At 70.6% G+C, this 19065-nt stretch carries 13 protein-coding genes; 9 read left to right on the forward strand and 4 right to left on the reverse strand.

The features are described from left to right. Positions 1-2: 2 nt before the first annotated feature. Positions 3-2384 (reverse strand): penicillin acylase family protein, encoded by a 2382-nt coding sequence (locus ACZ3HL_RS01785; RefSeq protein ID WP_465528138.1) that lies wholly within the window; start codon positions 2382-2384, stop codon positions 3-5. A gap of 158 nt (positions 2385-2542) precedes the next feature. Between ACZ3HL_RS01785 and ACZ3HL_RS01790 the strand changes: the two genes are divergently transcribed. Beyond that, positions 2543-4099, forward strand: coding sequence for an alkaline phosphatase D family protein (locus ACZ3HL_RS01790; RefSeq protein ID WP_465528140.1), 1557 nt, complete (start codon positions 2543-2545; stop codon positions 4097-4099). On the opposite strand, the gene ACZ3HL_RS01795 is transcribed toward ACZ3HL_RS01790, so the two are convergent. Then, entirely contained in the window at positions 4053-4946 is an 894-nt protein-coding gene (locus ACZ3HL_RS01795) for an NAD(P)-dependent oxidoreductase (RefSeq protein WP_465528142.1), read from the reverse strand. The two genes, ACZ3HL_RS01790 and ACZ3HL_RS01795, sit on opposite strands and share 47 nt — an antisense overlap. A 112-nt stretch (positions 4947-5058) precedes the next feature. Here ACZ3HL_RS01795 and ACZ3HL_RS01800 point away from each other — a divergent pair, with 112 nt between their 5' ends. The 4 genes from ACZ3HL_RS01800 to ACZ3HL_RS01815 all read left to right on the forward strand — a co-directional run bounded on the left by ACZ3HL_RS01800 (position 5059) and on the right by ACZ3HL_RS01815 (position 10152). Beyond that, positions 5059-5406 (forward strand): winged helix-turn-helix transcriptional regulator, encoded by a 348-nt coding sequence (locus ACZ3HL_RS01800; RefSeq protein WP_465416410.1) that lies wholly within the window; start codon positions 5059-5061, stop codon positions 5404-5406. Positions 5407-5470: 64 nt separating this feature from the next. Then, complete coding sequence (gene ndk, locus ACZ3HL_RS01805) at positions 5471-5881, forward strand: nucleoside-diphosphate kinase (RefSeq protein ID WP_005158515.1); 411 nt, start codon at positions 5471-5473, stop codon at positions 5879-5881. A gap of 55 nt (positions 5882-5936) precedes the next feature. Beyond that, complete coding sequence (locus ACZ3HL_RS01810; RefSeq protein ID WP_465528144.1) at positions 5937-6680, forward strand: maleylpyruvate isomerase family mycothiol-dependent enzyme; 744 nt, start codon at positions 5937-5939, stop codon at positions 6678-6680. A 127-nt stretch (positions 6681-6807) separates the two neighbouring features. After that, positions 6808-10152, forward strand: coding sequence for a phosphodiester glycosidase family protein (locus tag ACZ3HL_RS01815; RefSeq protein WP_465529083.1), 3345 nt, complete (start codon positions 6808-6810; stop codon positions 10150-10152). A 53-nt stretch (positions 10153-10205) separates the two neighbouring features. Here ACZ3HL_RS01815 and ACZ3HL_RS01820 read toward each other — a convergent pair whose 3' ends face one another. After that, positions 10206-11216 (reverse strand): M14 family zinc carboxypeptidase, encoded by a 1011-nt coding sequence (locus ACZ3HL_RS01820; RefSeq protein ID WP_465528146.1) that lies wholly within the window; start codon positions 11214-11216, stop codon positions 10206-10208. Between the two features lie 118 nt (positions 11217-11334). Between ACZ3HL_RS01820 and ACZ3HL_RS01825 the strand changes: the two genes are divergently transcribed. From ACZ3HL_RS01825 to ACZ3HL_RS01835, 3 genes are read left to right on the forward strand one after another with little or no spacing between them, the layout of a single operon-like run. Beyond that, on the forward strand, positions 11335-12249 hold the full coding sequence (locus tag ACZ3HL_RS01825; protein ID WP_046199923.1) for an ABC transporter ATP-binding protein: 915 nt from the start codon (positions 11335-11337) through the stop codon (positions 12247-12249). Then, positions 12249-13064 (forward strand): ABC transporter permease, encoded by an 816-nt coding sequence (locus ACZ3HL_RS01830; protein ID WP_465528148.1) that lies wholly within the window; start codon positions 12249-12251, stop codon positions 13062-13064. Before ACZ3HL_RS01825 ends, ACZ3HL_RS01830 begins: the two co-directional genes overlap by 1 nt. Before the next feature lies 1 nt (position 13065). Next, positions 13066-13893, forward strand: coding sequence for an ABC transporter permease (locus ACZ3HL_RS01835; RefSeq protein ID WP_465416404.1), 828 nt, complete (start codon positions 13066-13068; stop codon positions 13891-13893). A gap of 4 nt (positions 13894-13897) precedes the next feature. On the opposite strand, the gene ACZ3HL_RS01840 is transcribed toward ACZ3HL_RS01835, so the two are convergent. Then, entirely contained in the window at positions 13898-15328 is a 1431-nt protein-coding gene (locus ACZ3HL_RS01840) for a S8 family peptidase (RefSeq protein ID WP_465528150.1), read from the reverse strand. 538 nt (positions 15329-15866) lie between these two features. Between ACZ3HL_RS01840 and ACZ3HL_RS01845 the strand changes: the two genes are divergently transcribed. Next, positions 15867-18914 carry a translation initiation factor IF-2 N-terminal domain-containing protein gene (locus ACZ3HL_RS01845; protein WP_465528152.1) on the forward strand — a complete coding sequence of 1016 codons (3048 nt, stop codon included), beginning with the start codon at positions 15867-15869 and terminating at the stop codon, positions 18912-18914. Positions 18915-19065 lie beyond the last annotated feature (151 nt).

Below are 19065 nucleotides of genomic sequence, written 5' to 3' on the forward strand. Positions count from 1 at the left end.
TGTCAGCGCAGCCTCACCACCCGGAGCTCCGGCGACCGCGCGATGTCCGCGGCGCAGAAGCGTCCCCGCACCCAGCCGCCCCGCGAGTACAACCGCGTTTGGTCGGCGAAATGCGGTGAAGTGACGTCGGTCGACTGCGAGTACGTCATGATCGTCGAGACGTCCGGGCAGGCCTTGCCATCGAACCCGACCACCTGCACGTAGCTGGATCCGTGCCTGACCTCGTGGTTGCCTCGCGCCGGATCCCACCGCGCCGTGATCACGTTGAGCACGCCGAGGTCGCCCGGTCCGCCGTGGATCGGGATCCGTTGCCCGGCCCGGGTCACCGTCTGGTGGTCGCCCAGCCTGCCGCCGACTGGGATGCCGTTGGCGCGGAATTCCGCGAGCGTGTCACCGAAGGCCTTCTGCACCTCGGGGTTTCCGGTCGCGAGGGTGTTCGGCGTGGTGACCGGCTGCTTCGGGTCGAACGGGACCTGCCAGATGCCCCGCAGTCCGCCGATCCGGTCCACGAACCGCTCGAAGAAGAGCGCGCCGCGGCTGTCGAGCCGGAATGTGCGGTCCCAGGAAGCCAATGTCGTGCAGGCGTCGCCGACGGGCACCGGCCCCGACGTGGACGGAGCCTGTCCTCCCGGGAAAGCCGCGCACATCTTCGCCGTGTCGGCGGCGGCGAGTTCCGCGGTGCGGCTTCGGTCGCGGTACAGCATGTCCTTCATCGACGACGGCGTGAATCCCTTGCCCGCCAAGCCCTCTTCGGTGGCGATGAGCGCTTCCCGCGTCCGGTCCGACCGCTGGGTCCCGGTCGTGCCGACGATCCGGGGGAGCGGCGCGATCGGTGCGCGGGCGTTGGAGAGCCAGGCGCTGTCGTTGGCGTTGAGTTCGTAGTCGCGGCGCTGCTGCAGTGGCAGCCGGGATGGTGCGAACAGGCCCGGTTCCAAGGATCCTGGATCGGAACCCCAGGCGCACGACGACTTCGAACCGTCCAAAATGGAGAGTCCGGTGCCGGGGAAGAGTGCCCGGCCCAGCGGGGTTCCGCAGTCCGCCGCTCGCTCGTCGGTGACGTGCGGCACGACCTGGATGTCGCTGTACAGCGCGTTCCCCGCCCTGTCCGTGGCGATGGTGTTGACCCACGGGACGCCTTGGGTGCGCGCGAGCGCGTTGGCGACGTCCGTGGTGCCGCGTGCTCCGGCCAGTTCGAACCAGGTGTTGAGGCCGCGCAGGTTGCCGGCGTTCCCGTCTCGCAGCGCGTGCGCGGACTTCGTCGTCCACGGCGTGGGCACGCCGAACGCCGAACCGAGCACCTGGCCGTACCGTGTCCCGTAGAAGGTGCGGGCGACCTGCCGCCGCTCGCCGCTCGGCTCCCGGACCTCGACCTTCACCTCCTGGGCGGTCATCTTCTCCGGTTTCCCGTCGACCAGGTACGTCGTCGGGTCGCCGGGTGCCAGCGGTACTTCGAAGAGGCCGAACGTGATCGCCGTCGACACCGTATGCGTCCACGCGACGTCGGTGTTGTGGCCGATCTGCGGCAATGGGAGCCCCAGCAGGCTGCCGCCCGCGACGTCGAACCGGCCGGGAATGGTCAGCTGCGACTGCCAGAACCGGCGCCCGCCCTGCCACGGATAGTGCGGATTCCCGAGCAGCAGGCCGCCGCCGGACTTCGTCCCGTCTCCGCCGACGGCGATGCCGTTGCTGCCGAGTTCGCCGGTCTTCATGGTCTTGCGGAGGCCGTCGGCGATCTTCGGCGCGGCCTCCGGACCCGAGGCCGGAGCGTCCTTTGTGGACGGCGGCCGGGTGCGGACGAGGTCGGCCGCGAGCAGGCCCTGCCCGCCCACCGAGGAGACGGCGTAGAAGTGCCGGTAGAAATCGAGTTCGGTGATCGGCCGGACCCAGTCCGCGCCGCGGCAGACCGGATCGGTGATGCGCTGGACGCCGGTCTGCTTCAGGTACGCGTTGTAGCCCGCGATGTATCCGGCCGCGAGCTCCCGGACCTCGGTCCGCGGGCCGTGCGGCGCGGGCCGCGCGAGCAGCCGCTCGACCACGCCCGAGTCGTTGATCCGCTGGAAGTGCAGATCGCTGTCGAGGTTGTTCTCCGCCTCGCTCATCGCCGGGTTGCCCTGGCCGCCCGCGCCGAAGTACGCGGATCGCCGCGCGGACACCGTCAGGTAGGTGTTCGCGAGTTCGCAGATGTTGTCCTTGGCCGCGGCGAACCCGTAGCCGTAACCGAGCCCGTCGAAGTCTTTCGCCGCGATATGCGGGATGCCGTACTCGGTGTAGCGGATCACCGCCCGCGACCTGCCCAGCTCGTCCGCCGACGAAACCCCTGTCGTCAGGCTCGACACCGCCAAAGCCGCCGTGAGCAGCACGAGACCGCGCTGGAATCTTCGCATCGTTCCCCCATCCGGATCGACCATCCCCGTGATCGAAAGTACCGGCGCCGACACGGGGAGGCATCGACCGAACGGTTGAGCCGGCTACCGCCCGTTCGTTCATCACCAGGTCAACCGCCGTTGGCCCACCGGCCGTGACCACGGGATAGAACCGCGCCATGACCGCAACCCACCACAACCGCCGCACGCTGCTCAAAGCCGGTCTCACCGGCGCCGGAGCGGTCGCGGGCGGACTGCTCCTCCCCGGAACCGCGACCGCGAACGCCGTCCCGCTCCTCCGCCGCGACCGCCCGGTGCTCACCCACGGTGTCCAGTCGGGCGACGTCACCACCGGCTCCGGCATCGTCTGGTCGCGCGCCGACCGGCCGTCGCGGCTGATCGTGGAGGTTTCCCGGGATCCGTCGTTCCGGCACGCGCGCGTCGTGCGCGGCCCGGTGATGAGCCCGGAGACCGGCGGCACCGGCAAGGTCCGCGTCGCCGGCCTCATGCCGGGGACCGAGGTCCACTACCGCGTCACCGCCGAAGACCTCGACGGCCGCGCCCGCAGCGAGGCCGTCACCGGCCGCTTCGCCACCGCCCCGGTCGGCCGCTCGGACGTCCGGCTGCTGTGGTCCGGCGACGTCGCCGGGCAGAACTGGGGCATCAACCCCGAACGCGGCGGCATGACCATCTACCGCGCGATGGCCGATCGCCGTCCCGATCTGTTCCTCCACTGTGGAGACACGGTCTACGCCGACGGGCCGCTCACCGAGACCGTCGCGCTGCCCGGCGGGCGCGTGTGGCGCAACATCGTCACCCCGGAGAAGGCGAAGGTCGCCGAGACGCTCGACGAGTACCGCGGCCAGTTCGCCTACAACCTGCTCGATGAAAACCTCAAGCGCTTCACCGCGAACGTGCCCGCGTATGTCCAGTGGGACGACCACGAAGTCGTCAACAACTGGTACCCGGGTGAGATCCTCGACGACCGCCCCGAATACACCGAAAAGCGCGTCGACGTGCTCGCCGCGCGGGCGTTCAAGGCGTTCCACGAATGGCACCCGATCGACCGCCGCCAGGCCGTCGACGGCCGCGTGTACCGCAACTTCCGGCACGGTTCCCGCGCCGAGGTGTTCGTGCTGGACATGCGGACCTACAAGGACGCCAACACCTCCGACCAGACCAAGCCGGGCCGCGTCCTCGGCGACCGTCAGGCCCGCTGGCTCGTCGACGCGCTCGACCGCAGCACCGCGACCTGGAAGATCATCCAGGCCGACCTGCCGATCGGGCTCACCGTCCCGGACGGCAAGGCCATCGAGGGCGTCGCCAACGGCCTGCCCGGCGCGCCCGGCGGCCGCGAAACCGAACTCGCCTGGGTGCTGCGGGAGATCTCGCGGCGCCGCGTGCGCAACGTCGTCTGGCTGACCGCCGACGTGCACTACACCGCGGCACACCACTACTCGCCGGATCGCGCGTCGTTCACCGATTTCGACCCGTTCTGGGAGTTCGTCTCCGGCCCGCTCAACGCCGGCGCGTTCGGCCCGAACACCCTCGACCCGACCTTCGGGCCGGAAGCGGTGTTCGTGCACGCCCCGCCCGCCGCGAACACCTCGCCCGCCGACGGCTTCCAGCACTTCGGCGAGGTGAACATCGACGGACGGAGCGGCGCGCTCACGGTCGACCTGAGGGACGCTACGGGTGCTTCGCTGTGGTCGAAGACCCTGCGGCCCCAACGCTGAGCAGTTCGGTCAGGACCGCGATGCTGCGGTCGCCATGCCCGTCCTCGACGGCCCGCCGGACGAGGTCGTGCATCGGCTGCTGCCACGCGACGTCGACGCCTTCCTCGGCCAGTCCGAGGTCGGCGGCGGCGCCGGCGTGGAAGATGTCCACCGATGACGCGGGATCCGAGTAGTCGCCGCTGTCGATTTCCTTGGTGAACACCGGAAGCACCGAGATGATCATCTCGAACCACTTGGTGGCGTAGGGCAGGAGCGTCTCGGCCGCGAGCCCGCGCGACCGCAGCGCGGCGGCACCCTGGAAGAACCCGACCAGCGCGGGCAGCAGGGTGCCGCCGACGGCCGTTTCGTACAGCGCCGCGAGGTCGGTGTCCTCGCCGAGGTGGACGGTGTCGCCGCCGAGCACGCGCAACGTGTCCAGGTGCTCGTCGAAGACGGTCTTGTCGCCGCCGTAGTACAGCAGCGTGTCCGGCGCGCCCACGGCCGACGGCACGTTCTTGATCGCGCCGTCGAGGTATCGCGCGCCGTGCTCCTTCGCCCATTCGGCCATGCGGCGCGCCCCCGCGGGTGAGCCGCTGTTCAGCGTCACCAATGAGCGTCCGGTCAGGGAAGCGGGCTCCAAGGCCGCGCGGGTGTCTTCGTAGGTGGTCAGGCAGGCGATGGTCAACGGGCTCGCCCGCACCGCGTCCCCGGCCGTCGCGGCCAGGATCGCTCCACGCGCGACCAGCGGCTCGGCCTTCGAGGCCGTCCTGTTCCACACGGTGGTGGGATGCCCGGCCGCCAGGAAGGTGTCCGCCAGGGCCGAACCCATCGAACCGAGGCCCACGACGGTCACCGGCATCTTCGGCATTTTTCGCTCCAGTCCAAGGAAATCTTCGGGATGACTCCATGCTGGGCGGTCGCGTACATTCGATCAAGTACCTACTATTTCGCCAGGTACTGACAAAAAGGTATGTGAAGCGATGACCAAGAACCGCACGTTCACCTGCGGCCTCGACGCCGCGATAGCCGTCGTGGGCGGCAAATGGAAAGGGCTCATCCTGTTCGCGCTCCAGGACGGGCCACTGCGTTTCGGGGAGCTGCGGCGCGCGGTGCCCGGCATCAGCGAGCGGGTGCTGATCCTGCAACTGCGCGAGATGGAGACCACCGGACTGCTGCATCGCGAGGTGTACCACCAGGTTCCGCCGAAGGTGGAGTATTCGCTGACGGAGTTCGGGGATTCCCTCAACACCGCGATGGCCGCGCTCGGGGAGTGGGGCGAGGAGCACCTCGAACGGATCGAGACCATTCCCTGGTCCGAAGTGAAGTGAGCGGTGCGGCACCCAGTAGGCTCCGGGCGAATAGCACGAATCCCACCCAAGGAGTAATACCGCCGTGACTGAACGCACGCTGGTCCTCGTCAAGCCCGATGGCGTCGCGCGCGGCCTCGTCGGCGAGGTCATCGCTCGCATCGAGCGCAAGGGCCTGAAGCTCGCCGCCCTCGAACTGCGCACCGTCGAGCGCTCGGTCGCCGAGGAGCACTACGCCGAGCACAAGGAGCGCCCGTTCTTCGGCGACCTCCTCGAGTTCATCACCTCGGGCCCGCTGGTCGCGATCGCCGTCGAGGGCCCGCGCGCCATCGCCGCGTTCCGTCAGCTCGCCGGCGGCACCGACCCGGTCGAGAAGGCCACCCCGGGCACCCTGCGCGGCGACTTCGCGCTGGAGACCCAGTACAACCTGGTGCACGGTTCGGACTCCCCGGAGTCGGCCGAGCGCGAGCTCAAGCTCTGGTTCCCCGAGGTCTGACAGAATCGTGGACGGCGCGGGACAGCCGTGCCGTCCACGAACCTGGGGAGCCACGATGACACCGGACGAGTACCTGGAGCGCTTGCGGGAACTCACCGCCGGTTTCGCGCGGGTCGCGAGCACCGGGGACCACGCCGCGCCCGTGCCGTGCTGCGGCGAGTGGCGCCTGCGTGACCTGGTCGTCCACCTCGGCAACGTCCATCGCTGGGCGGCCGGGATCGTGCGCACCGGCGAGCCGGCCCCGCAGGACCTCGACGCCGAACCGGGCGTGGATCTCGCCCCGTGGTACCGCGAAAGCGCGGACGAACTCATCGAGGCGCTGCGCGAGGCAGCTCCCCAGGACGGCGCCTGGAACTTCACCGCCGCCGCCAAGACGAAGTCCTTCTGGTTCCGCCGCCAGGTCCACGAGACCGCGGTGCACCTGCTCGACGCGCACCGCGCGGCAGGGACCGAATACACCTTGGACCCGGCCCTCGCCGCCGACGGCGTGGACGAGGTCCTTCTCGGCATGCTGCCGAAGGTGAAGCGCTGGCACACCCCGCCGGCGGTCACCGTTCCGTTGCTGCTGAAGACATCCGACACCGGACACGCCTGGTTGATCACACCGCCGGGTGAGACCGACGTCCCCGGCTCGCGGCAGGCGGACCCCGCCGAAGCGGCCGGCGCCGTTGTCGCGGGGACCGCGGAAGCGCTGGACTTGCTGCTGTGGCAACGGATCGAGCTCGACGGCGCCGGCCTCGAAATCACCGGTGACGCCGCGGCGGCGAAGACCTTCCTCGCCGGGCCTCTCACGCCCTGACCTTCGCGCCCTACGCCGTTCGGTTCACGTTCACCTCGGGGTCTTCTCCTGGCGGCTCGCGTCCGCTGTGCTGAGCGATGCTGCCTATCACTCGATCGTGGGGTAATTCGTGAGAAATTCACGCCTGTTGCTGCTCGCTGCCCTGCTGCCTGGATTGTTCGTCGCCCCACCGGCGTACGCCGATCCCTTGGCCGCTCCGCTCGGCCCGGCGCCCGTCGAAGCCGCTCCAGCGGCCTCGTCGGCGAAGGAGGGGCCGTCCGCGTACGCCGTGGCCGCGCCGGACGACGGTCTCGTCACCACCAGCGCCACTTCGCGCGTGGCGCCGGGGCTGAGTCTCACCGAGTTCGACCGGTACGACCCGGCGGGCTGGATCCGCGGCGACACCCTCGCCGTCGACCTCACCAGCAAGACCCTCAAGCCGACCTACCTCAGTCCCGGCACGGTTTCCGCGCGGACACCGCTTTCGCAGCAGGTCGCCAGGGCCGGTGCGGTCGCCGGGGTCAACGGGGACTTCTTCGACATCAACGCTTCCGGCGCGCCGATCGGCGTCGGCATCGACGCCGGGAACCTCCAGACGGCGCCCGCGCGCGGCCACAACCTGACCGCGTCGATCACCGAAGAAGGCAAGGCACGGCTCGCGGAGGTGTTCCTCGAAGCATCGGTGACCTTGCCCGACGGCGAGGTCGTGCCCGCTTCGAACTTCAACAGCCCCGTGCTGAGCGGTGACGCGATCGGCGTCTACACGCCGTTGTGGGGCGCGTCTTCGCGGCGGACCTCGATCGCGGGCGCGCAGCGTGTCGTCGAGATCGAGGTCTCCGACGGTGTCGTCACGCAGGTGCGGCCGCAGCCCGCCGACGGCCCGATCGCCGCGGGGGCGACGATCCTGCTCGCCCGTGACGGCGGCGTGGACTCGTTGTCCGGGGTGAAGCCCGGTGACAAGGTGGGCGTCACGTACGCGCCGAAGAGCGACGCGGGCAAGCTCTCCGTCTCGGTCGGCGGGAACAAGGTCCTGCTACGTGACGGCGCGGTCCAGCCGGTCGACAACGTCGCCATGCACCCCCGGACCGCGGTCGGGTTCTCCGCCGACGGCACGAAGATGTGGCTGGCCACGGTCGACGGTCGCCAGGCGGACAGCCGCGGCATGACCGAACTCGAACTCGCCCGGCACATGAAGTCGCTCGGCGCGGACGACGCCCTCAACCTCGACGGCGGCGGCTCGTCGACGATGCTCGCCCGCGAAGAAGGCGAGAAGTCGCCGCTGGTGCGCAATTCGCCGTCGGACGGCGGGGAACGCCTGGTGCCCAACGGGATCGGCATCGCCACCGTGCCGGGAAGCGGGCGGCTGACCGGGTTCGCGCCCGCTCCCGCGCAGGACACCACCGACGCGACGCGGGTGCTTTCCGGGCTGACGCGGAAACTCGTCGCCGGGGGCCACGACGAGACCGGCGCCGCCGTCGACGGGAACGTCCGATGGCTCAGCACCAACCCCTTCCGCGGCACCGTGACCGGTGGCCTGTTCACCGCGCACGCCGACCGGCTCCGGCCCGACGCGCCCGCGAACGTCGACGTCTACGCGAAACGCGGCGGCGTGATGGGCAAGACCACGCTGAACGTCCTCGGCTCACCGGTCCGGCTGGGCACGAGCACCGAACAGGTCGCGTTGTCCGGCGAAGGCGCGAAGAGCACCTTCAAGGTCTTCGGCTACGACGCCGACGGTTACGGGACGTGGATCGAGCCCGACGACGTCAAACTCGACTACGACCCCGCGGTGGTGCAGATCGAACCGTCCGGCGACGGCTTCGCGGTCACGGCGCTCAAGGCGTCGGGCGCTTCGGCGATCACCGCGACCGCGGGCGGGAAGGTGACGCATCTGGTGGCTTCCGTCGGCACGGAATCCCGGCTGGCGTCGCCGCTGGACGGTCCGGCAGGCTGGACCGCCAGCGTGTTCCCCGCCGTCGTCGGCGCCGCGCTTTCCGAGGCACCCGGCCGTGACGGTGGTCGCGGTCTCGCGCTGGACTACCGGCTGAACGGGACCAACGCCACGCGCGCGGCCTACGTCAACTCGGCGGCGCCGCTCGCGCTGCCGCCCGGCACCCAGCGTGTCGGGCTGTGGGTCAACGGCGACGCGAAGGGCGCCTGGCTGCGGGCGGAACTCCGTGACGCCGCCAACGTCCCGTCCGTCGTGGACCTGTCGCTGAGCGTCGACTGGACGGGCTGGCGCTACGTCCGCGCGGCGATCCCGGCCGGGCTCCCCGACGGGCAGCGGCTGACGAAGTTCTACGCCGTCGAGAACGTTCCTGCCCAGCAGTACGAGGGACGGCTGGTCTTCGACGACCTCACCTTCGAGGTCGCGCCCGCGGCCGCCGTCCCCGCCGATCCGGCACCGCGTGACCCGGCGCTGATCACCGACGGCGCCGCGACCGGTGGCCTGCGGATCGCCGTGGTCAGCGACGCGCAGTTCACCGCCGACCAGTCGGACGGCCCGCTGGTCGCCCAGGCCCGGCGCGCGCTGCGCGAGGCGGTGGCGGCGAAACCGGATCTCGTGCTGATCAACGGCGACTTCGTCGACCGGGGCACGGCCGCCGACTTCGTGCTGGCGAAGTCGATCATCGACGAGGAGCTCGTCGGCAAGGCGCCGTGGTACTACGTTCCGGGCAACCACGAGGCCGACGGCGGGCACGGGCTCGCGGAGTTCCAGGCGGCGTTCGGGGAGACCCATCGCGTCGCCGACATCGCCGGGATTCGGCTGGTGCTGATGGATTCCTCGCGCGGATCGCTGCGCGCGGGCGGATTCGACCAGATCCGGATGCTGCGCGAGGCGCTGGACGGGGCGAAGGCGGACAGGCGGATCCGCGGCGTGGTCGTCGCGATGCACCATCCGGTGAAGGACCCGAGCGCGAGCGGGAATTCGCAGCTGGCCGACCGCAAGGAGGCCGCAATGCTGACCGGCTGGCTGACCGCCTTCGAACGCGAGTCGGGTAAGCAGGCGGCCGCGATCGCCTCGCACGCGGGCGTTTTCACCCTCTCGCGCGTCGACGGCGTGCCGTACCTGGTGAACGGCAACTCCGGGAAGTCGCCCGCGGCGGCTCCGGGTGACGGCGGGTTCGTCGGCTGGACGATGGTCCGGTTCGAACCGGGGGACAAGGCGCAGCCGGTGCGGTTCGAGACGCGGCCGAACGTCGACACGCTGACGCTGTCCGGGCCCTCGTCGCTGGCTCGCGGGGAGAAGGCGGACGTCCGGGCCGTGGTGACGCAGGGAGCGCGTCAGGTGCCGGTTTCGTATCCGGTCAGCGCGGACTGGAAGGGCGGCTGGGGCACGCATGTCGCCGGCGGTTTCCTGCCCGCGATGCCGTGGGATGTCGCGTCGTTCGACCCGGCGACCGGGGTGCTGACCGCGCTGCGGCCGGGGACGGCGAGCCTTTCGGTCACCGTCAACGGGGTCACGAAGAGCCTCTCGGTCACCGTCCGCTGAACCACCTCGTGAGTGGTAAGGACGGTTCTAACCGTCCTTACCACTCACGAGGCTCAGACGGCTTCGTGCGCCTCTTCGACCGTGCCCGGAAGCGCGGGACCCCGCGGCGGGATGGCCTCGGCGTCGGCCGGGTCCACCTTCCGCACCGAACCGTCGGCCGCGGACCGCGCGATCGCGACCATCGAGGCCAGCGCGTCCTGGATCTGCTGCTGCTCCCGCTCCGGGATGAGGCTCAGCTCGATCAGCACGCTGCCGTTGCCGAGCAGCCCGTAGCCGTTGCGCGCGATGCCCTGGTAGTCACCGCCGGGGTACTGCGAAACATAGCCGCCGTTGGCGTCGATCGACCGCTGCACCACGACCGCGATCTGCTTCGCGAAGTCCACATCGGACGGTTTCACGCCCGGATGCGTCGGCCACATCGTGGAAGCCGTGATCTCCCTGCCGTCGGCGTCCCGGTAACGGCCCTGCATGTGGTAGTCGACCATGATGTCCGGCTTGAACGACGCGTTCCGCCGCTGGATCAGGCCCGCCTCGGTGGCCGGGTTGTCCTTCGGCGCCAGGGCCGGGTCGTGATAGCGGTTGATGTCGTACCCCTTGCCCTTCTCACCGTATTCGGGAGTGGCGTCCGGGTCGTAGTTGTAGCGCCAGTCGCGCTCGTGCCCGTCGGGGTTGGCGCGCACGACGATGTCGACGGTCACCTTCGCGAGCAGCTTCCGTGCCCACGCGCTGTTCCCGACGCCGACCTCACGCAGGAACTCGAGCGCGGCGGGCGTGCCGAGCGGCTCGTTACCGTGCTGCTGGGTGACGTACTGGATCCGTGTCTTGCCGTGGCCGACCCTGGCCGCCCACACCGGTCGGCCCTCGTTGCTGCGGCCGATCTTGTCCACGCGGATCTTCCCGTGGCTGAGCGCCGCCAGCTTGTGCAGTTCGAAGGCCAGCTTGGCGGTGGACGGACGTGGGTCCACAGTGGCCGCGGTGGTCTCGGCCGCCTGCGCGGCGGGCGCCACCAGGAGCCCGGCGCTGACAAAAACGGACAACAGGGCGATTTTCGGCTTGAGACTCATGGTCGGTGAGTATCGACGAGCGGGCAACGGGCGACAAGGGCCCGGATAAACGGGTCGAGTTTTGTCGGTGGCAGGTCCTAGGGTGCCTACCGTGGGTGACTCAGAGCACGAACCGGCGATGGTGCAGGCGAAGGCGTTGGTCAAGCGGTTCGGCGATTTCGAGGCCGTACGCGGGATCGACGTCGAGGTCCGCCCGGGGGAGGCGTTCGGCTTCCTCGGGCCCAACGGCGCGGGCAAGTCCTCCACCATGCGGATGATCGCGAGCGTCTCCCCGCGCACCGACGGTGATCTGCGGGTCCTCGGCATGGATCCGGACGTCGAGGGGCCGAAGATCCGTGCCCGGCTCGGGGTGGTGCCGCAGCAGGACAATCTGGACACCGAGCTCACCGTCCGGCAGAACCTGCAGATCTACGGCCGCTACTTCGGACTCTCCCGGTCGCACGTGCGGAGCAAGGCCGAGGAGCTGATGGAGTTCGCCCAGCTCACCGACCGCGCGAACGCGGAGGTCGATTCGCTCTCCGGCGGGATGAAGCGGCGGCTGACCATCGCGCGGTCCCTGGTCAACGACCCGGAGCTGCTCCTGCTCGACGAGCCGACAACGGGGCTCGATCCGCAGGCCCGGCACCTGTTGTGGGACAGGCTGTTCCGGCTCAAGGCCGGCGGGACCACGCTCATCATCACCACGCACTACATGGACGAGGCGGAGCAGCTCTGCGACAGGCTGGTCGTGATGGACAACGGCCGGATCGCCGCCGAAGGCTCGCCCGCGGACCTGATCAGCCGGTACTCCACCCGCGAGGTCGTGGAGCTGCGCTTCCCGAACGGCGAGCAGGAGGCGGCCGCGAAGCGGATCGAGGGCCTCGCGGAACGCGTCGAGGTCCTGCCGGATCGCGTCCTGCTCTACACGATGACCGGCGAGGCCACCCTCGAGCAGGCGCACGCGCGCGGGCTGCGTCCCCTGTCGAGCCTGGTCCGCCGCAGTTCGCTGGAGGACGTCTTCCTCCGCCTCACCGGCCGGACGCTGGTGGACTGATGACCACTGCGCAGACGAGGGCGTCGACGGGCCGCGTGGTCTCGCGCTGGGCAGGAGCCTGGCTGCGGGTCGAGGGCCATTGGATGTGGTACCGCCGGTACTGGGTGTCCACTTTGTACTCGACAGGGCTGCAACCGGTGCTCTTCCTGGCCGCGATGGGGCTCGGCTTCGGTTCGCAGGTCCAGGCCGGTGCGGCGACGGGCGGGTTTTCGTACCTCGAGTACGTCGCCCCCGCGCTGCTCGTGGCGGGTGCCGCGCAGCTGGCGGTGGGGGAGTCGAGTTACCCGGTGCTTTCGGGGTTCAAGTGGCAGCAGGACTACATCGCCGTCACCGCCACCCCGATCACGGCGGGGCAGGTGCTCGGCAGCCAGATCATGTGGGTGAGCCTGCGGCTGACCCTGGCGGGCGTGATCTACGCCGTCATCGCCGCGCTCTTCGGATCCTGGACGAGCTTCGGCGTGCTCGCCGTCATCCTGATCGGGACGCTCACCGGGATCGCGTGCGGCACCCCGGTGATGGCGCTCGCCGCGACCACCTACGACGAGGGCACCCGGTTCGGCCTGGTGTTCCGGTTCGTCCTGATCCCGATGACGTTGTTCTCCGGCACGTTCTTCCCGATCACCGAGCTGCCCGCCCCGCTGATGTGGATCGCCTGGATCTCCCCGCTGTGGCACGGCAACGAGGCGGCAAGGGCGGTCAGCCTCGGCACCGTCGGCCCGCTCGCCACGCTGGGCCATCTCGCCTTCCTGGTCGTGCTGGCCGGGGTGGGCTGGGCGCTGGCGCACAAGTACTTCTACCGACGGCTGGTGGTCTGAAATGGCGGTGCTCACCGAAGCCCCGCGACGCGGGGTGCTGTTGCGCATCCTGCCGTCCGCGCTGTACAGCGGCCGGTCGACGGCGGTGCTGGAGCGCACCTTCCTGACGTACTCGCACGCCTGGATGTTGTTCGTGTCCGGCGTCTTCGAGCCGCTGTTCTACCTGATGGCCTTCCAGCTCGGCTTCGGCAAGCTCGTCGGCGAGGTCGTCGGGCCCGGCGGGCAGGCGATGAGTTACGTCGCCTTCGTCGCGCCCGGGCTGCTCGCGGCGTCGGCGATGAACGGCGCGATCCTCGACTCGACGTACAACCTGTTCTTCAAGCTGAAGTACGCCAAGCTGTACGACGCCATGCTCGCCACCCCCATCGGGCCGTTGGACATCGCGCTCGGCGAGGTCGGCTGGTCGGTGCTGCGCGGCGGGATCTATTCGGCGACCTTCCTCGGCGTGATGACCGTGATGGGGCTGCCCGGCTCGTGGTGGGCCCTGCTGATGATCCCGGCGGCGCTGCTGATCGCGATGGCGTTCTCGGCCATCGGCATCGTGCTGGTGACCTTCCTGCGGTCGGTGTCGCAGTTCGACTACATCAACCTCGTGCTGATGCCGCTGTTCCTGTTCTCCACGACGTTCTACCCGCTTTCGGTGTACCCGGCCGGGATCCAGTGGATCGTGCAGGTCTTCCCGCTGTACCACGGCATCGAGCTGATGCGCGGGCTCTCGACGGGCGTCCTGTCGTGGGGCATGGCCGGCAACGTGGCGTATCTGGTGGCGCTGGCGGCGGTCGGGATCTACGCGTCCTCGAAGCGGTTCGGCAAGCTGCTGCTGCGCTGACCGGTCAGCGAGCCGGGTTCGCCCCGGTCCGCCGGGGTGCGACCGCGGCCAGCGCGTCGACCATCCCGTGCCCGTAGAAGCCGTTGAACCCCGCGTACCCGGTGCAGTACGCGTCCTGCGAGCCGTCACCGGTCAGGTCGTAGTCGGCGGGGCACGCGATCGGGGTGGCCTGGGCGTCCAGCGTCCGCCGCAGCTGGCGGGCGCTGTGACCGGGGTGCTTCGAAGCGAGCAACGCCGCCACACCGGCGACGTGCGGTGCTGCCATCGACGTCCCGCACAGCGGCGCGTATCCGCCGGGAACGGTCGAAAGCACGCACTGCCCGGCCTCGCCGCCGGGAGCGGTCACGTCGATCACGCCCAGCCCGTACGAGCTGTACCCGGCCTTGACCCGCTCTTCGCTCACGGACGACACCGCGACCACGTCACGCAGGCCCGCGGGCAGCGCCTGGCAGCCCTCGGACCCGGACCGGGCACCCGAACGCGGTGACGGCACCAGCTCGGCGGCCTCGTTGGTCGCCGCCGCGATGCTGAGGGTGCCCGCCGAGGTCGCGTACTCGACGGCGCGGGCCATGACCTCGTTCACCACGCCCCGCGCGTCGTTGTGGGCGCACGAGAGCGACCACGGGTCGACGAAGTAGCTGCTGTTCGTCACCGCCATGCCCTGTGAGGCGGCCCACATCAGCCCGCAGACGGCGGCCTCGGGGTCGGCGTAGCCACGATCGTCGATCACCTTCACCGAGGCGATCCGGACGCCGGGCGCCACCCCGGTGACGCCTTTGCCGTCGTCGGCCGCGGCGATGATCCCCGCGACGTGGGTGCCATGCGCCGAGGTCGTCGCGGCCCAGTTCCGGTCGGGCACGCCGGTCAGGCAGCCCGCGGACTTCGCGGGGTCGAGGGCGCTCGTCAGTTCGGGATGGGCGGGGTCGACGCCGGAGTCGAGGACGCCGACGACGACGTCCCGGCTGCCCGGTTCGATCGCGTGGGCCTTGTCGGCACCGATCGCGCGCATGTCCCACTGCTCGCCGGTGCGGTCGGTGGAGGGGACCTTCGCCGGATCCGTCGGCTGGAGTTCGGCACGAGCGGGCGCGGACCTGACCGGTGACGTGCCGTTGGCCCGCTGCACCGCCAGCCGTTCCGCCTGCGCGCTGAACGCGGCGGCGGGCCGGACCAGGTCGGCGAACGCAGGATCGGCCGAGGTCGCCACGGCCACCGCGATCTGCGGATAGTAGGTCGTCGTGCTGCCACAGCCGTCCGCGATGGCCGCCCTGGCCTCGCCCTCGGCGGTTCCCTTGTCGAAGGCGACGACGTAACGCAGCGCCCGTCCCTGAGGATGACACGAGGACTCGGCCTCGGCCGTCGCCACGGCGGCGACCGAACCGCAGAGCACCACGAAGGCGCACACTGCCGCTCGCAGGGACCGCCCCAGCAGGGACACCGGACCTCCCACCGGAGAACATGACGACTACGGGAGCCACCGCCGCCTGGGCTGGGCTGGACGCCGGCACCCCCCGAGCGGCACGCTAGCCACCCTCGGCCGGGTCGACAAGCTCTTCCGCGAAGTTCGCCCGGGCGGTGGCCGCGGCGCGCCCGGGAGCCAGCTCTGTGGCACCGAGTACACCGGAGTGGGGCCGGGGTGTGGGATACTCGCGGTGGCCGCTGGCCGACGGGCCCACGTGAGAGGTGGCGCTCGCGGTCTTGTGGCCCGGTGGTGTGCTGCACATCCTCCACACGCGTCGCCGCTGCATGCGGCTCGACGACGTGGCGGGCGGCCCGATGTCGCGAACGTGGCCAGCGCTCCGCCGAGCAGACCTTCAGCCGTACGCGGCGCCCGGACAACCCCGGCGCCGTCGCGGTGCCGGGCAAGGATTCCCGCTGCTGGTGACCACCACGGCGGAACGAACAGAAAGGGGCCCCTGCGCGGCCGCGTCGAGCCGGTGTGAGCCAGCCGACGCGCCCGGGGGCGGAGGAGATATATGTCGAACGCGGACACACCCGCCGTCACCGGCGGGAATACCGCCACACCCATCGCAAGCCAGCTGGGCGAGCTGCCTCCCCGGATCCGGGTGCACGCGCTGGCGAAGCTGCTGGGATCCAACAGCCGTGAACTGATGGCCAAGCTCGGTGAGCTCGGCGAGACCGTCCGGAGCGCGCAGTCCAGCGTCACCCGTGAGGTGGCGCACAAGCTCGCCGAAGCCCTCGCCGGCGGCGACGAGCCCGAGACCGCTCCTGCCGCCGAAGCTCCTGTCGCCGAGACCCCGGCGGCTCCCGAGCCGAAGCCTGAAGCCGAGCCGGAGCCCGCTCCGCAGGCGGAGGCCCCTTCGCGGCGTGTTCCGCCCGCGCTCGCCGCCCCGGTGACGCCGGAGCCGCCGCAGGCGACGACCAGGCCCGCGAAGGCCTCCGTGCACGTCCCGGTGTTCGCCGCGCCGTCGCCGGTGTTCCTGCCGCCGGAGCCTGTCGCGGCGAAGCCCGCCCGCAAGCCGGAGCCGGCCTTCACCCCGACCGAGGAAACCGCCTCCGACGAGGACGAGACGCAGACCGACCAGGCCGAAGGCCACGGCACCGACGAGGACGGTGACGACGCCAACAGCCGTCGCCGCCGTCGTCGCGGACGCCGTGGCCGCGGCCGGGGCAAGGGCGGCGACGAGAACTCGGCCGAGTCCGAGAACGAGGACGAGCAGCCCGCCGAAAGCCCGCGAGGTCGTCAGCAGCGCACGAAGGACGCCGACACCGAAGAGGCCGGCGCCGAGAGCACCGAAGAAGCGTCCACCGAGGCCGATTCGGACAACGACGGCGATTCGGACGGCGGCAGCAAGCGCCGCCGTCGCCGTCGCCGTCGCAAGGGCGGGGACGACGACAACGCCGAGACCACCAGCGACGACCCGCCCAACACGGTCGTCCACGTGCGCCAGGCCAAGGCCGCCGAGACCGAGCGTCCCGCCAGGGACGAGGTCCGCAGCGTGCGCGGCTCGACCCGGCTCGAGGCCAAGCGCCAGCGCCGCCGGGACGGCCGCGAGGCTGGCCGCCGTCGCGCGCCGATCCTGTCCGAGGCCGAGTTCCTCGCCCGCCGCGAGTCGGTCGAGCGCACCATGGTCGTCGCCGAGAAGGGCGAGTCCACGCAGATCGGCGTGCTCGAGGACGGCGTCCTCTGCGAGCACTTCGTGACGTCGTCGGGCACCGGCTCGATCGTCGGCAACGTGTACCTGGGCCGTGTGCAGAACGTGCTGCCGTCGATGGAGGCCGCCTTCATCGACATCGGCCGCGGCCGCAACGCCGTGCTCTACGCCGGTGAGGTCGACTGGGACGCCGCCGGTCTCGAGGGCAAGGCCCGCAAGATCGAGCAGGCGCTCTCCACCGGCGACTCCGTGCTGGTCCAGGTCACCAAGGACCCGGTCGGGCACAAGGGCGCCCGGCTGACCACGCAGATCTCGCTGCCGGGCCGCTTCCTGGTCTACGTGCCCGCGGGCGGCGCCACCGGTATCTCCCGGAAGCTCCCGGAGAACGAGCGCCGCCGCCTGAAGGACATCCTCAAGCGCATCGTCCCCGAGGACGCCGGTGTGATCATCCGCACCGCGTCCGAGGGCATCAGCGAGGAGGAGCTGGACCGTGACGTCCGCCGCCTCAAGGCGCAGTGGGACGTCATCAAGGAGAAGGCCGAAGCCGGCAACGGGGGCAAGAAGAACAGCGCCCCGGTCATGCTCTACGAAGAGCCGGACCTGCTGGTCAAGGTCGTGCGCGACCTGTTCACCGAGGACTTCGCCAAGCTGGAGATCCAGGGTGACAAGGCCTGGGACACCATCTACAACTACGTGCAGCACGTGGCGCCGGACCTGGCGGATCGCGTCAAGCGGTACACAGGCACCGGTTCGGCCTTCGCCGACCACCGGATCGACGAGCAGATCACCAAGGCGCTGGACCGCAAGGTCTGGCTGCCCTCGGGCGGTTACCTCGTCATCGACCGCACCGAAGCGATGACGGTCATCGACGTCAACACCGGCAAGTTCACCGGATCGGGTGGCAACCTCGAAGAGACGGTGACCAGGAACAACCTGGAGTCGGCGGAGGAGATCGTCCGCCAGCTCCGGCTCCGGGACATCGGCGGCATCATCGTCATCGACTTCATCGACATGGTGCTCGAGTCCAACCGCGAGCTCGTGCTGCGCCGGCTGACCGAATGCCTCGGCCGTGACCGCACGCGTCACCAGGTCGCCGAGGTCACCTCGCTCGGCCTGGTGCAGATGACCCGCAAGAAGATCGGCACCGGGCTGCTCGAGGCGTTCTCGACGCCGTGCGAGCACTGCAAGGGCCGCGGCGTGGTCGTCTCGACCGAGCCGCAGCGCACCGGTGGCGGCGGAAACGGGCACAACCACGGCGGTGGTGGTGGCGGTGGCGGCAAGGAGCAGGGCTCCCGCCGGTCCCGCGGCCGGGGCAAGGGCGAGGACCAGGGGCAGAACGAGCCCGCCGCGGCCAAGACCGAGGCGCCGCCGGCGCCCGCTCAGCGTGAGTCGGTGGTTTCGGCGGTCCAGGCCGTGGCCAACGCCACCAAGGCGGCCAAGGGCGAGCACTCGCCCGAGGCCACCGAGAACGTCGAGGGTGCCGCGCTCAACGGCCACGCCCCTCAGGCGGCTGAGCCGGTTTCGGAGCCCGTAGCCGAAGCGACCGTCGAACAGGCGGCCGAGGCGGCCGCTGAGCCGGTTTCCGAGCCGGTCGCCGAGGCGCCCGCGACGGAACTCGCCGGTGAACCGGTGACGACCCCGGACGACGAGGCTCCGGCCGTGCGCGAGGAAGAGATCGCCGTCGTCGCGGAATCGGGCCCGGAGCCCGAAGCGCCCGAGATCCCGGTGACTCCTGAGGCTGTCGTGACAGAAGAGGTTTCGGAGCCCGAAGCTCCTCCGGCTCAGGAGGAGAGCGAGCCCGAGGTGGACGTCCCGGCCCCGGCCGTGCGCTCCACCACCCGCCGTCGTCCGCGTCGGGCGGCCTCGCGGCCGGCCGGTCCGCCGGTCAAGGCGTCGGAAAAGAGCTAGTGAACACCTAGGGGCACCCCGGTGTGATCGCACCGGGGAGCCCCACGTAACCTGTAGAACGGCCCGCCACCTAGAGCGGGCACCTTGCGCAGCATCCGGACCACCGAGCTTTCTCAGTGGGCCGATCACGCAAGCCCCCACCCGTTGTCGA

It is taken from the genome of Amycolatopsis sp. NPDC000009, assembly GCF_055563465.1.